The sequence below is a fragment of the Paenibacillus hebaui genome, assembly GCF_051934385.1.
Lineage (GTDB): Bacteria > Bacillota > Bacilli > Paenibacillales > Paenibacillaceae > Paenibacillus.
On record NZ_CP196836.1, the window covers coordinates 4,440,343 to 4,455,075 of the forward strand.

The window sequence follows — 14,733 nt, forward strand, 5'->3', positions numbered from 1 at the left end:
ATTACCAAGGCCATGGAAGGAAAGTGTTCGGAGCAGGTGCTCCTTTTATTCCCCACCAAATAAGACTCATCGTAAGTAAAACAAATATAAAAATAAGTGAATTAACAAATCGTTTACTTAGCCGTAATCGGCGAGAAGGATGAAGTTCCGTCCGGGTTGGCAGTGTCCTTGCTTCGGAAACGGGTTCGTCCGATGGTTTTTGCGATTTTTGTGAACGTGCGGGTGCTCGCTGGGGAAGTACCGGAGCTTCCAGCGATGATGTATTGGCCTTGCGTTCTGATCTTGGTATGGAGACAGAGGTGATTTGCGGGATTATGCCTATCTCCGCGGCAGCCGCTGGTTCAACAACCAGATTAACTTGAGAAGCCGCTGGACGCTCAGATGTCTCTGTCTTATCCGAGTGACGATGGCGCTGTCTTCCGTATGTCTTCATTCTACTTAATTGCTGAGTCATGATCCCCTCCGAAAACGTATCGCTAATCCAGACACCAAGTCAATAATAAAGTGACATAATATAGGCGCCCATAATGTGCCGGATTGCATATATATCCAACCCAAACCATAGCTCGAAACAAATACCCATCCCGTTGGAATCCAGTGCCGCAGGTAACGAATGTGGATGACTGCAAATATAATACTTGTCCAGTAAGGACCTATTGCGTGCTGTATAGCTCCGCGGAACAACAATTCTTCACATATAGCGACAATTGCCGCTATACATACAATGTGCCAGATCGGACGCTTGCGGAACAGCATATCATTGATTCCACCGTCATCCATGCTTTCTTGAGGAATGACATACGACAGAACCAAGTCCATCACAAGCATAATGCCAGCAAGACCAAGTCCCCACCATATGAATTGGTAATTGTCAGGCCAGGCAAACACATCAAACAAATTTCTCTTCTGCAATAAAACCCACACAACACCAATGATCAGAGTTAAACCTTGTGTAAAGTATAGATTGATAAGAAGTAAACGCTCGGTGAGCTGTTGCGGTTCAGCCTTCTGAATCTTGAACTTGGGAAACTTCAATTTTTTCATCGCATGTGTCTGTCCTCTTGACTTAAATTTGATGGGTAACAAGTTCGTTATCCAGTCGGATTGTATACTAAATGATAGCCAAAAAACCCAATAGGTTCAAGACCTGCCCCAAGTCTCGATTTTCCATCCCTGTTACACGATCCGCATTGCCTCATTAATGCAATGAAATCTAATTCTCAAAACAGCGGGTATTCGAGCTTTTCTAGCCGAATGCAAAAGTCAATTCTCGATGATTATACGTGATCTCCGACTCCGCTTCAAATGATATTAGCAAATGGAATTAAAACATTTATGCCTATTGACATGCTCATGTCAGCCATGATACATTATGAAAAAATTAGTCACGTTAAACACGATGATGGAAAAAAGACGTTGCTTTGTCTTACAGAGAGCCGATGGATGGTGTAAATCGGTGGCAGGCAGATGATCTTGAGCGCTCCTGAGTTATTGCATTGAAAATGGAGTAGGTGCAATCGGTTTAGACCCGTTATCCTCTTCGGTCTTCATTGACCGCTAAGACTGTCGTTGCGAAACGGCGGTGAATTAGGGTGGTACCACGACAACTCTCGTCCCTTATTGCGCAAGCAGTATGCGGATTGAGAGTTTTTTGATTTATTTTAAAGTACAGACGTGGGAATCGCCCTATTCGCTACACCCTCCCCCTCTACTGCGACACCGCGTTGTTGAGAGGAAGGAATGAAACGGTTTTAAGGATTACCTCTTCTGTGAGGTCAGGCCTTGACGATATAGATACACATACCAAGGAGGAAGAAACCATGTACAAAGTGTTAGTGTCGGACCCTATTAGTGATCTGGGTATCCAGCAACTGGTGGATGCAAATGATGTTGTTGTTGAGAAAAAAACAGGTCTTAGCGAAGATGAGCTAGTTGCAATTATCGGCAATTATGATGCCCTTCTCGTTCGCAGCCAGACGCGTGTTACGGATCGTATTATGATTGCGGGTACAAACCTTAAAGTCATCGGACGTGCTGGTGTAGGTGTAGATAACATTGATTTGGAAGCCGCTACGCAACGTGGAATTATTGTTATTAATGCCCCTGACGGTAACACCATTACGACATGTGAGCATACGTTCGCCATGATGATGGCACTTGCACGACATATTCCTCAAGCTTATGCCAAAACCATCCAAGGTACTTGGGATCGTAAAACCTTCCTTGGTGTGGAATTAAGAAACAAAACACTGGGCGTACTCGGTATGGGACGGATTGGTAGCGAAGTTGCCAAACGTGCCAAAGCGTTCGGTATGGACATTCTTGCTTATGACCCGTTCCTCACGCAGGAACGCGCAGAGAAGCTTCAAGTCAAGCTGGCCAGCGTGGATGACATCATCCGCAATGCCGACTTCATGACTGTACACACACCATTAACACCAGAAACACGCCATATGATTTCCCGTCCTCAATTCGAAGTTATGAAAAAGGGGATGCGTATTATCAACTGTGCCCGTGGTGGCGTAGTCGATGAGATGGCTCTCGTGGAAGCCATTGATGGAGGAATCGTTGCTGGTGCTGCATTTGACGTATTCGAAAGCGAGCCGCCAGCTGCTGATCACCCGTTCCTGAATCACCCAAGCATTATTGTGACACCTCACCTTGGTGCATCTACAGTAGAAGCACAAGAGAACGTAGCTATCGATGTGTCGGAACAGGTACTTCACATTTTGCGTAACGAACCGTTTAAAAACGCAGTTAACATGCCGGCTGTTGCACCAACGGTAATGAACAAATTGCAACCGTACTTTAAACTTGGGGAAACATTGGGCAGTTTTGCTGCACAGATTACGCAGAACCCAGTACAGGAAATTCGGATCGATTACGCGGGTGAACTGTCCGAGGTGGATACGTCCCCACTGACGCGTTATATTGTAAAAGGTATTCTTGCCAGACATCTGGGTGGAGAAGCCAACATTGTCAACTCCATGCATTTGGCTAAAGTGCGGGATCTCAACGTAGTGGTTAGCCAAACATCGACTTCCAAAGGGTTCACCAATCTGATTACTGTTACACTGGTGACAACTCAGGATGCTGAAGAACGTCGCGTTGCCGGTACGTTGCTTGCGGGTTATGGCGAACGGATTGTACGACTTGATAAATTCCCGGTGGATATCGCTCCGGAAAGTCATCAAATTCTCATCTCCCATAACGATAAGCCGGGCATTATCGGACGTGTAGGTACACTGCTTGGACAGAACGATGTCAATATCGCATCCATGCAGGTTGGACGGAAAATTATTGGTGGTGCTGCGATCATGATCCTGACCGTTGACAAAGCTGTTCCAAAAGATGTGCTTGTGCAGCTTGCAGCTCTGCCGGAATTGAATACAGCAGTTGAAATTGTTCTTGAGTAGACGATTGATTTAATTGATAAAATATAAGATAAGACGGGACCGTTGCGGTTTCCGTCTTATCTTTTGTCTGCTAAAAAAACCGCCTATCTAATCAATTTTCAAGCTGATTAGATCATTGTGGATTTTGGGGTCATTTTTGAATTTTTCTTATTTGACGCCGTCCGTTTTGGGAAAGCCCCTGGAACAGCGAGGGTACCCCACTCACTTTTTCGTACCTCTGCCTGATCATAAAGTAAACCCGAGGTCGTAAAAACTGACCTGGGTTTATCGATAATCTGAGAGACGGATCCAATACAGGTTCGCCTCTTTTGTTCACCCAGAGGGAACTTTGAATGGTATCGAACGATTAACTTAACTGAATAATTTAGTGTAGCACCCGGAGGAGATAGAACAGCTGTAGCAATGAGTCCAAATAATTGAAGCTGAATTGTTGAACCAGCGGTAATAGTCACAATAAAGTCAGATTGCAACTGACTGATAGAAAGTGCTGGAGATACTACACTCGCTGGAATTGCTGCCCCGTTAAGCAAAATTCGAGATTGAATAGCGAGTGCTGCTGTCAGATTTAATTTGTATGAGATATAGTAACGACCTGCATTGGTAAGCGTGAAGGTGTCATTTGTCCCATTGACAGTTATCCCTGTGCCTATATTTTGGTTGTTCGGCAATGGAATGAGTGTACCACCCAATATTACAACAATTGTGCCACTAGTGTTCTCAGCAAAAGCCGAGTTGGAAGTTACAGAAATTCCTGTGGCGCCAGTCGCTCCTGTGTCACCAGTAATTCCGGTTGCTCCGGTAGACCCTGTAGCTCCAGTGACGCCAATTCCGGTCGCACCTGTTAATCCCGTAACTACACCTGTAGCTCCCGTGGCTCCTGCACCTGCGAGCAACGTGTAATCTGGCGACGTGCCCGGTGTTCCCATTGGTGACACCACATTTGCAATGTAGGTACTTCCGTTAAACGTGACCACTTGACCCGCTGGATACGTCGGCGCTACTGCTGGATCGAATGGCACACGCCACTCAGACCTACTCCTGTGGCTCCGGTTACACCCGGCGTACCAGTCGCACCTGTACTGCCCGTTACACTCACGCCGGTTGCTCCTGTTACTCCGGCGCCTGCCAGCAACGTGTAATCTGGCGATGTGCCCGGTGTTCCCGTTGGCGAAGCCACATTTGCAATATAGGTGCTTCCGTTAAACGTGACCACTTGACCCGCTGGATACGTCGGCGCTACTGCTGGATTGAATGGCACTACGCCACTCAGACCTACGCCTGTGGCTCCGGTTATACCCGGCGCTCCAGTCGCGCCCGTACTGCCCGTAACACCAACTCCAGTTACCCCGGTCGTTCCCGTGGCTCCTGCACCTGCGAGCAAGGGTTAGTCTGGAGAACTCCCAGGTACCCCAGTAGGACCATTTACATTAGCAACATAAAGACTCCCATTAAATGAGACGATCTGCCCTTGGGCATAACCCGTTGCCTGAGACGGATCAAATGCTATAATGTCGTTGAGCCCCACTCCAGGTACACCTGCAGGACCTTTAGGACCTTGAGGACCTTGAGGGCCCTGAGGCCCCACTGGACCGACAGGTCCTACTGGACCACTTCCCCTTGAGGGCCAGTCGACCCTGGCACACCAGGTACACCTGGGACTCCCGGGGGACCCGCTGGCCCAGTGATTCCCCCAATTCCAAATGTCGTCGTTGCCCGACTTAACGAAACAGATATGGAACGAATCAACTCTACGAGTTTATCTTTTTCTGGAGGCCGAATTTCCAGAAGCAATGTCACACTTAACAAGTCTTCCAGTACATTTTGCAGATTTGCTGCCAAATTAATTAATGCCGTTGGTACAACCTCAGATCCTGCAATGATTAACTCCAGTACTCCCTGCAGTTCCGCTTTTACTCCTGCACGAAATCCTGAATTATTAACAAAGGTAAGTAAATTTCGTAAACCTGTTTGCAACGCAACAATATTAGCCGAAGTGGGTTGACTGATTGCTGCTGGGATAGTCACTGCCAACGAGCGCAGAATGGATTCGAACTGCTCCACTTCACTCGACGTTATGGGAATAAACGGTGAGCTTGCTCTAAAGGATCTTCCTTCTAAAAAAGCCTTGATATTGACCCTTTTTCTTTCATCAGACATGCGTGATCCATTCCTCCTTTAACTTTCTTGTTTTCTAAGCTTATGTTAGGCTGGAGGCAAAATTATCTTGGACCTTTTTTTTGAAAATAAATAAAAATGACCACACATGTTCCACGTTGAACAAGATTAAACGGTACTCTTCAACAAAAAAACACCCTCCATAAGAGGGTGTCTCCGCACTTTTTGTATGAAATCAGGCTATTTCGATGAATCGACCGGAAATTGTAAAATAAACTCCGTCCCCTCGCCAAGTACACTGTTGACGTTAATTGTACCGTGATGGGCATCCACAATATTTTTCACAATTGCAAGGCCCAGGCCAGTACCCCCACCTTCACCTCGAACACGAGCTTTATCCGCTTTGTAGAATCGTTCAAAGATGAATGGCAGATCAGAAGAAGGTATACCTACTCCCTCATCTTTTACAATTACTTTAGCTGCAGGTGTCCGGATATCCGTTAACAATTCTGCCGAGATAACAACACGTTTACCAGATGGAGTGTGTCGGAACGCATTATCCAGCAAATTCGTAAACACCTGTTCAAGTCGATCCTCATCTGCCTGGTGAAGCTCAATGGAAGATGGTCTGCATTCAAACTGAAGGCTTATATCCTGTTCTTTGGAACGTACTGAGAACTTCCGGGATACCCGCTCCAGCATTTCCACCAGATCAACTTCGTTCATTGCCATATCCGTATGACCTGCCTCCATCCGGGCAAGATCAAGCAAATCTTTAACCAGTCTGCCCATGCGTAGAGACTCATCATGAATGACTTGAATCAATTCTTCACTTTCTTCCGGGGATGCTGCCATCCCATCCAATAGGGCTTCACTGTACCCTTGCATCATCGATAACGGAGTACGAATTTCATGAGATACGTTCGCAACAAAATCACGACGCATTTTCTCCAGCCGCACTTCTTCTGTCACGTCACGAAGCACAGCAACAGCACCCCTTACGACACTGTCCGCATACAGAGGAGCCATCTGCACAGACCAGACGCCCTGCTGCACATGAACGTTGGAGTTCTGATCACCGCCTTGCTCCATAACCATTTTGAACAAAGGAACGAGTGGCTCGGGCACATCACGTGAAGAGCTAGCCGAATGATCCGAATCATGCACCTCATCCATCTGAGCCCAGTCCATAGCATACCATGCCTGCATGATTTTCTCCCCTGGGGGGTTTGTCAGAATAACTTTACCCTCACCGTCGAATGTAACTACTGCATCGGTCATACTTCGGAGTACGCTCGCCAAATGTTCCTTCTCGTGGTTAAGATTGCGAATATTATCTTCCAGCTGAGCAGCCATATGGTTGAAGGTATTGCCAAGTTCTCCAATCTCATCACTTGTGACAAGAGAGAGCCGCGTCCCGTAGTTTCCTTTCCGAATCGCATTCGCTGCCTGAATTAATTGCTGCATCGGCTGCGTAATTTTCGTAAAAAGAAACAGGGCAAAAAAGGTTGTCAGGCTGAAACCAATGATACAGACATACGTGAATAAACGCTTGATATCCCTTGATTCAGACTCCGCAAAATTCGTATCAATGTACGGCAGCAAAAAAAGACCCAGCGCTATGAGTACACAACCCACAAGGCAAATAATGGTGATCCATAACTTCCCGACCAGCGATCTCCAGAAATTAAAACTACTTCGGTACTTCCAGTTTATAACCCACACCCCACACCGTCGTAATCATCGCCGCTGATTCTGGCGATACCTTGTTTAACTTCTCGCGAAGACGCTTTACATGCGTATCTACAGTACGAAGATCACCAAAGAATTCATAGTTCCATACATCCTTTAGCAGTTCTTCTCTGGAGAAAACTTTATCTGGGGATGTCGCCAGATAGTGCAACAGTTCATATTCTTTAGGCGTAAGACTGATCTCTTCCCCGCCTGCAGTTACCCGGTGAGCATCATGTTCGATGACCAAATGGGGGAACACAATATTATTGCTTGAATTACTCTCTTTGGACAGATAGGCTGTGGCAGATGAACGACGCAAAATCGCCTTCACCCGGTAAATCACTTCACGCGGACTGAATGGCTTAACCACATAGTCGTCTGCGCCAACTTCAAAGCCCTGAACGCGATTTATCTCTTCTCCTTTTGCGGTAAGCATCAAAACCGGTGTTGATTTCACCTGACGCAGACGGGTGCATACTTCAACACCGTCCATACCTGGCAACATCACGTCAAGCAAAATCAGCCCATAGTCACCTGCCGTTGCTTTTCGCAACGCGGTTTCCCCGTCCTCAGCTTCGTCAATTTCATAACCTTCTTTTTCGAGATACATTTTCAGAAGTCTACGTATTCTTTCCTCATCATCCACGACCAGTATTCGGTTCTCATGTTCAGCCATTCCACTCCAGCCCCTTTGCAATAACTCCTCATCACTTCTATTATGTTCGATCTGGCGAACAATATATGAATGCCCCTCTTGGACGCAGGGGCTTACGTATATGTTTCATGGATTTCTCTCCAGAACTTCCTGAAACGACCTATCCTAGTCTGCTCCTGCGTAAGAATGCAACCCGGCAATAATCAGATTTACGCCAACCAATGTAAACATGACAACCAAAAATCCGAGCACAGCGAGCCAGGCAGACTTGCGGCCCTGCCAGCCTCTGGATAAACGTAAATGCAGGTACACACTATAATATAACCATGTTATCAGTGCCCACACTTCTTTGGGGTCCCAGCCCCAGAAGCGACTCCACGCAATCTGAGCCCAGATCATGGCGAAAATTAATGCTCCCAATGTAAAAATAGGGAATCCGATAGCAATTGCGCGATAACTAATCTCATCCAGATCGTCCGCATCAATACCATCCATCATTGGTTGCAGCGCTTGTCCAAGTGGTCTTCTTACAATCAAACGAATAACCCCATACAGGATTAATCCCACAATTAAAGACCAGACAACCGTGTTCAGTTTACGTCCGGCATTTACTCCGTTCATCCAGGATGGCGTCTCCAGCAAGGGTTCTTTCATCCCAAGAAACGGTTTTATGCTCTCCACTTCGCTATTATACGGTGCAAAAATAGGAGGCATGCGATAAATCACTTTCTCTATTGTACTATTTTCCTGTACCTCTGTGTCAATGCTAGTCGTTTTCTGTACAAAAACTGCTTCATAACCAGATGCCCGAAAAGCAAATACAGTCCCGATAAACCCGATGACAACAACTATAGTAATCAGTGTGAATTCAACCCAGCCGCGCTGGCGTCTGGATGATTTGTCCTTACCACTAAAATCGACTGTTCGCAGCAAGTACATGAATCCCGCTGCAAAACCTACGGCGAAGAACGCTTCTCCAAGCGCTGCCAATGTCACGTGAATTTTGAGCCATATCGATTGTAAAGCTGGAATCAGTGGCTGTACCTCCTGAGGAAATACCGCTGCATAAGCCATAATAATGATGGTCAGTGGCAATGCAAACAAACCGAGCAACGACTTACGATAAATAGCATATACCACAATAAATGCAACCATGATCATCATGGACAGAAAACTCATGAACTCGTACATATTACTTACCGGGATGTGACCTGCCCCTGCCCAACGTGTTCCAAAAAAGACAAGGTGCGCAGCCAGCGCAATGGTCGAAGCAATGAAAGCGCGCTTCCCCCAACGTTCCACATGAGCCTGAGGATCACGATTACTCCACTTTTTGCCCATAACGGCAACGCCGTATAACATAAATGCAGCACAGTATAGAAAAAAAGATACGATAAATGCGTCGCTGCTGAAATCCAATAAACTCATGCTTGGTTCCCCCCGTTATCCAACGACTTCTCATCCACTACCACATTCATGTGTTTTAACACAGCTGCAACTTCACGCCTGAAGCCAAACCAGTTTTTGTTGGTATGTCCGCCCAGGGTAAGCTGCCCATCATCAATCCGAATCCAAATGCGGCGGTGATGCCAGTAAAAGCCCATAACCAGACCCAACATTACGATAGCGGCCCCGATCCACACAAAAGGCATGGCCTTGTCCACACGTATATTCAGGTAACTCACGGATTGAATGATATCAACCTTCTCCATACTGTCCACTTCCAGCTGTAATGGAATCTCTCCTTGAGCGAGCTGTTTGTTTATCGCGTCCTGCTGAAAACGTTGCTTGTCAATCTGCTTTGCGAAATACAGATATTGAAGTCCTTCTGCAGGAAGATCCGGCCCATTGATAATAAAAAGAAAGGCAGGTGCATTCGGTGAAGGTGATTTTGATTTGGGCTTACCGTTCTCATCCAACCCAAAATCCATAAATTTTTCTTTCACCTTCAGATTATAAGGCCCCACTTTGAACGTTCTCTGGGTATCTACCATATCGATTTGGAGCGACCCGTACTTCTCGCCTGTTTTGGCATTGACCAGATCTGGCGTTACAGAACGAATGGTTGGAGTCAAATCATAATCAAACTGATACGCTTTCAATCCGTTGTAATTCAAGGGATGATTCACTCGAACATCATGTCTTGTCACCTCAGACAACTGAGGTTTCTTCGAAAGATCCGAGCAATCCGCCGTACATTCATACAACACCACTTTGGTTTCAAAAAGCTTCGGCACCGTTTTGTTCAAATTGCGAAACTGTTCCGGTACTTCGTCTTCACTATAAAACTCGACATTGAACTGTTCATTCTTCAAATACATGGATGTATTCGGAATTTTCTTGATCTCCCCTTCGGGAAAAGCTACATGCTCGTCCAGATTCAGGCCAGGAAGCCCCCTGGCAAGTACAGCCAGAAGAAATATAATGAGTCCGATATGGATAACATATGGTCCCCAGCGACTGAATCGCTGTTTCTCGGCCAGCAGTGCATCACCTTCCGTATGCACACGATATCCTTTCTTTTTTAGCGGCGTAACCGCTTTCTTGATCCAGTCTTCAGAGGCTTCTTCAATAGAACCTTGGTACACCAGACGCTGTCTAGTTAGAAACTGCATATGTTTGCGTATTCTCTGCTTGTTCAGCGCTTTGTAGAGCGGAAGTACCCGGTCAAGACTGCATATGACCAATGAAGCACCGATCATCACCAGTAGCAAGATAAACCACCAGGATTCGTATGTATGGGACAAACCCAGCAGGTAATAGATATGACCCAACTGACCGTATGTTTCTTTGTAATAAACGGAAGGATCAATATTAAGAAACGTACTTTCCTGTGGATAGATCGTGCCTAACATGGAACCTACGAGTGTAAACACAATCATATACACGGCAATTTTAACAGATGAAAAAAAGTTCCATACCCGATCGATAATATTGGGATTTCTACGCTGCGAACGTCGCGCCATGCCATCATAGCGCATTTCCAGTACTTCATCTGATTTAACCTCAGCATCAAGCAGCGGCTTACCGCATGCCTCACACAACACGGTACCCACCGGATTCTGGTGTCCGCATTCACACTTGGTATTTTCGAACACGACTAGACCTCCTGTCAGGGCTGTTTCGCCAATTGTGAAATTTGAGCGTCAAGTGTGTCCAAATCGAGTTGACCGATATGAATAGTAGAGATTTTACCCGTGTTGGAGACAAAAAATGTCGTTGGCATCGGAGAGATCCCAAAATCACGGACTGAGTTTTTGTCCCGGTCGAGCATAATTGGAAACGTAACACCCACCTGTCGAACAAAATTATCCACCGTCATCTGGTCTTCCCCAACATTGATACCTACAAATTGAACACCCTGGTCCTTCCACTTATCCGCTTGTGCTTGTAGTGCAGGCATTTCTTTGACACAAGGCTCACACCATGTCCCCCAGAAGTTGATTACCATAGCTTTTCCTTTGTACTCATCAGATGTATGAACTTGACCATCCAAGCCCAGCAGTTCAAAAGAAGGAGCTTTGTCTCCTTCTTTTGGCTTGCCATTCGAGCCGGATACCGATGTGGTAATCGCATATCCGCCCAACACCAGGATCAATAACAAAATGACGATTTGCACCGTTCTTCTTGATTTGCCCATGTGCTGCTCCCCTTTTTAGTGACTTACATCATTCGCAATATCCATTGTCTCGGACAACTGTGAACATCCTATGAACAATTATAGCGAATTTCGTCACAAAACTGCGGCGGTTTTATGAAAATTATGTGTCCTCACATTACCTTTTTTTCATTTTTTTGACTGGTTCTGATAAAGCGAGCTGAATCAGATTGTTGACTTCCTCTTTGGTCAGATTGCGTGTCAGACCCCGTTTCAGGTTTTGTAGCAAAATACCACCAAACGAAATCCGTTTCAAACGGGTTACCGGATGGTTAATCGCCTCGAACATACGTCTAACCTGACGGTTACGCCCTTCGTAGATTGTAATGGAGATCACCGATTCATTCGCGGCTGTATCCACATCCTTATACTCGACCTCAGCAGGAGCTGTCATACCGTCGTCAAGCATAATGCCTGTCTTTAATTTTTCCAGAGCTGAACCATGCGGAACACCTTTAACGGTTGCATGATACGTTTTGGGTACGTGATGCTTCGGATGCGTCAACAAATGCGCAAACTCGCCATCATTGGTCAGAATTAGCAAGCCCTCTGTGTCATAGTCCAGACGACCCACTGGATACACACGTTCTTTGACACCTTTAAGATAGTCGGATACAATTTTCCGGCCTTCCGGGTCAGACGCACTCGTAATAACCCCTTTGGGTTTGTTCATTAGCAAGTACACTTTCTTTTCGCTGCGGATCGGTCTTCCATTAACCGTGATCATATCCTCTTCGGGGTTCGCTTTCGTACCCAGTTCGGTTACGACCTCCCCGTTAACTTCTACTTTGCCAGCCTTAATTAGTTCCTCGCTCTTGCGGCGGGAAGCAATACCTGCCTGTGCAATAATTTTTTGTAATCTTTCCATGTTTGTCATGTCACCTCACACTAATGATACCCATCAAGGGGGGAAATCACAAGGATTATCCAAGGATTTTATAAACTGATAGCATGAATACCCGTTTTCAGCTGCCTTCAACTATACATTTATGCTAAATAAGCTCACCTTTCCACCGCCTGTGTTCAACAGGAAGCGTTAAGGTAAGCCATTCATTTTTTATCATTCATTGGACTACACCAAGGTAAACGAACGAAGTTAGTTGGATACTATACCCGCAACTGCAACCTGCTTTTTATCAGGCGCTGCCTTTTCTTTAATGAAGGATTGCAACGTTTTGGAAGTAATAAAATAGGTTCTTCCGCCATACACAAAGGTCATCATGCCAATGACCCGATTGTTCTGATCCAGTACAGGGCCACCTGAGTTGCCTTGTGCCATCGATTTTACAATACTGCCAATCCCTTTCTTGCCTGGCACATCCGCATCCTGCGAGCTAAATACACGGCTCTTGGCTATCGTATTATAAGTTGAAGGAAACTTCTCGTCCAATAGCAAGAGATCACCAGCAGGATTTTTGGGGAATCCAATGGTATAGACAATCTGGTTATCCTTCGCATTGGCAAACGTAACTGGCTGTGCATCGATTTCTTTGTCCAGCTTCAGCAGTGCCATATCCGTCACCGGATCTGTCTTAATAATTTTGGCCTTTACAGGCTTATTCAAATGACCTGGGCTCGCCACTGTCAATGTGCCTTCATCCCCATCCGATAGCTCGGCGAAATCCTGCACGACATGATAGTTGGTCAGCACTTCATCTTTGGAGATCAATATGGAGGTACCCACATCATAATATACCGTATCAGGTTCATCTTTCTTGATCAAGCGCACATTCACGACTGGAAAAGAATCGGCAGTAACTGCCATTTGTGAACGCAGTTGTTTGTCAAAGTAACCTGTAAAATGGATCGTCTGAACGGCTTGAGCCGCAGCCAGTCCCGTTGACCCAGCGAGCATTGCAATGGCAAGCACGCCTGACATCCCGAAACGGAGCATTTGTTTCCAATTCTTCTGCATGTCTCACTCTCCTCCGCTATTATTCTAGCATATCTAATATATCGGAGGGAGAGCAGATATCTTTTAACCAAAAACAATCAAGCAAATGGCAAGCGCAGCGATAAAACCAACGACATCGGAAAACAACCCCACTTTGAGCGCGTATCGACCGTTACGTATGCCTACAGCTCCAAAATAGACAGTTAACACATACAGCGTGGTATCCGTACTCCCCTGAATTGTAGATGCCATGCGTCCAATCATAGAGTCAGGACCATGGGTTTTGATTAGATCGGTTGTAAACGCAAGCGAGCCTGTCCCGGTCAAAGGACGCAGAATGCCCAATGGCAGCACCTCTCCAGGCACTCCCATCCAGGAAACGAGTGGAGCAAACAGACTGATCACATAATCCAATGCACCCGAGGCACGAAATACGCTGATCGCAACCATCATGCCTACGAGATGAGGGATAATGCTGATTGCCGTGGAGAATCCATCCTTGGCCCCATCAACAAAGGATTCGTAAACCGGGACCTTTTTGGTAAACGCATATAATGGAACAAACGCGATAATAACCGGAATGGCCCAGACGGAGATCCAGTTGATGAAGGTTAACAATGGTGCTCATCCTTTCATACCGGGATTGCCACTCTTATGTACACGCGGCGGTCTGTGCAGCGCCCTGTTTCGGTACCAGCGATCGGCAAAGATGGCGGCAAGTGTGGCGACGAGAGTAGCCATCAGTGTTGTACCCACGATCTCTGTTGCATTGGCTGAATGATAATTTAGCCGAATGGCTATCAGGGTTGTCGGAATAATGGTTATGCTTGCCGTATTCAGGGCCAGTAAGGTACACATGGCGGGAGAAGCCGTTTGTTTATCAGGATTAAGCTCCTGCAGCTGTTGCATTGCTTTGATTCCCATCGGAGTAGCCGCATTACCAAGTCCCAGCAGATTAGCACTCATATTGGAGAGAATATAGCCCATGGCTGGATGATTTTTGGGCACATCGGGGAATAAAAATCCAACCACTGGACCAAGGAGCTTCGCAATCCGACCAAGCAGTCCAGCATCCTCAGCCATTTTCATCATCCCCATCCAGAACACCAGCACACTGATTAGCCCAAAACATACGGTCACTCCGGTTGCCGCTCCATCAAAAGCCGCCTGTGTGACAACTTCAATATTGCCCTGTGCTGCTGCAAAAGCAAATCCGATAACAATCATCAGAAGCCAGATTACATTAATCAAAGGATGAACC

At 46.2% G+C, this 14,733-nt stretch carries 15 protein-coding genes and 1 other annotated feature; of the genes, 1 reads left to right on the top strand and 14 read right to left on the bottom strand.

Annotated elements, in window-relative coordinates; genetic code table 11:
* Position 1: 1 nt before the first annotated feature.
* Positions 2-454, bottom strand: coding sequence for a hypothetical protein (locus ACR32F_RS19620; RefSeq protein WP_440109892.1), 453 nt, complete (start codon positions 452-454; stop codon positions 2-4).
* Positions 451-1,044, bottom strand: coding sequence for a lysostaphin resistance A-like protein (locus ACR32F_RS19625; protein WP_440109894.1), 594 nt, complete (start codon positions 1,042-1,044; stop codon positions 451-453). The genes ACR32F_RS19620 and ACR32F_RS19625 overlap by 4 nt, the downstream gene beginning before the upstream one ends.
* 346 nt (positions 1,045-1,390) lie before the next feature.
* Positions 1,391-1,621, top strand: a binding site (T-box leader).
* 199 nt (positions 1,622-1,820) lie between these two features.
* Here ACR32F_RS19625 and serA point away from each other — a divergent pair.
* Positions 1,821-3,416 carry a phosphoglycerate dehydrogenase gene (serA, locus tag ACR32F_RS19630; protein ID WP_440109896.1) on the top strand — a complete coding sequence of 532 codons (1,596 nt, stop codon included), beginning with the start codon at positions 1,821-1,823 and terminating at the stop codon, positions 3,414-3,416.
* Between the two features lie 107 nt (positions 3,417-3,523).
* Here serA and ACR32F_RS19635 read toward each other — a convergent pair whose 3' ends face one another.
* The 12 genes from ACR32F_RS19635 to ACR32F_RS19690 all read right to left on the bottom strand — a co-directional run bounded on the left by ACR32F_RS19635 (position 3,524) and on the right by ACR32F_RS19690 (position 14,699).
* Entirely contained in the window at positions 3,524-4,435 is a 912-nt protein-coding gene (locus tag ACR32F_RS19635) for a BclA C-terminal domain-containing protein (protein WP_440109898.1), read from the bottom strand.
* Positions 4,414-4,797: a hypothetical protein gene (locus ACR32F_RS19640; protein WP_440109900.1), complete on the bottom strand. Its 384-nt coding sequence runs from the start codon at positions 4,795-4,797 to the stop codon at positions 4,414-4,416. The genes ACR32F_RS19635 and ACR32F_RS19640 overlap by 22 nt, the downstream gene beginning before the upstream one ends.
* 218 nt (positions 4,798-5,015) lie before the next feature.
* A complete protein-coding gene (locus tag ACR32F_RS19645; protein ID WP_440109902.1) occupies positions 5,016-5,573 on the bottom strand; it encodes a collagen-like repeat preface domain-containing protein in 558 nt (185 codons plus the stop codon).
* A gap of 198 nt (positions 5,574-5,771) precedes the next feature.
* The gene (locus ACR32F_RS19650; protein ID WP_440119958.1) at positions 5,772-7,169 is read right to left on the bottom strand and encodes an ATP-binding protein; all 1,398 of its coding nucleotides are present in this window, start codon (positions 7,167-7,169) and stop codon (positions 5,772-5,774) included.
* A gap of 55 nt (positions 7,170-7,224) precedes the next feature.
* On the bottom strand, positions 7,225-7,941 hold the full coding sequence (locus ACR32F_RS19655) for a response regulator transcription factor (RefSeq protein WP_017687664.1): 717 nt from the start codon (positions 7,939-7,941) through the stop codon (positions 7,225-7,227).
* A 144-nt stretch (positions 7,942-8,085) separates the two neighbouring features.
* Entirely contained in the window at positions 8,086-9,348 is a 1,263-nt protein-coding gene (gene ccsA, locus ACR32F_RS19660; RefSeq protein ID WP_440109904.1) for a cytochrome c biogenesis protein CcsA, read from the bottom strand.
* The gene (gene resB / locus ACR32F_RS19665; RefSeq protein ID WP_440109907.1) at positions 9,345-11,018 is read right to left on the bottom strand and encodes a cytochrome c biogenesis protein ResB; all 1,674 of its coding nucleotides are present in this window, start codon (positions 11,016-11,018) and stop codon (positions 9,345-9,347) included. The genes ccsA and resB overlap by 4 nt, the downstream gene beginning before the upstream one ends.
* 14 nt (positions 11,019-11,032) lie before the next feature.
* Positions 11,033-11,560 carry a redoxin domain-containing protein gene (locus ACR32F_RS19670; RefSeq protein WP_440109909.1) on the bottom strand — a complete coding sequence of 176 codons (528 nt, stop codon included), beginning with the start codon at positions 11,558-11,560 and terminating at the stop codon, positions 11,033-11,035.
* 136 nt (positions 11,561-11,696) lie between these two features.
* Positions 11,697-12,446: a pseudouridine synthase gene (locus tag ACR32F_RS19675; protein WP_440109911.1), complete on the bottom strand. Its 750-nt coding sequence runs from the start codon at positions 12,444-12,446 to the stop codon at positions 11,697-11,699.
* A 228-nt stretch (positions 12,447-12,674) separates the two neighbouring features.
* A complete protein-coding gene (locus ACR32F_RS19680; RefSeq protein ID WP_440109914.1) occupies positions 12,675-13,493 on the bottom strand; it encodes a S1 family peptidase in 819 nt (272 codons plus the stop codon).
* A 63-nt stretch (positions 13,494-13,556) separates the two neighbouring features.
* Positions 13,557-14,090, bottom strand: a complete 534-nt coding sequence (locus tag ACR32F_RS19685) for a spore maturation protein (protein WP_440109917.1) — start codon at positions 14,088-14,090, stop codon at positions 13,557-13,559.
* A gap of 6 nt (positions 14,091-14,096) precedes the next feature.
* Complete coding sequence (locus ACR32F_RS19690; protein ID WP_440119959.1) at positions 14,097-14,699, bottom strand: nucleoside recognition domain-containing protein; 603 nt, start codon at positions 14,697-14,699, stop codon at positions 14,097-14,099.
* Between the last annotated feature and the right edge of the window lie 34 nt (positions 14,700-14,733).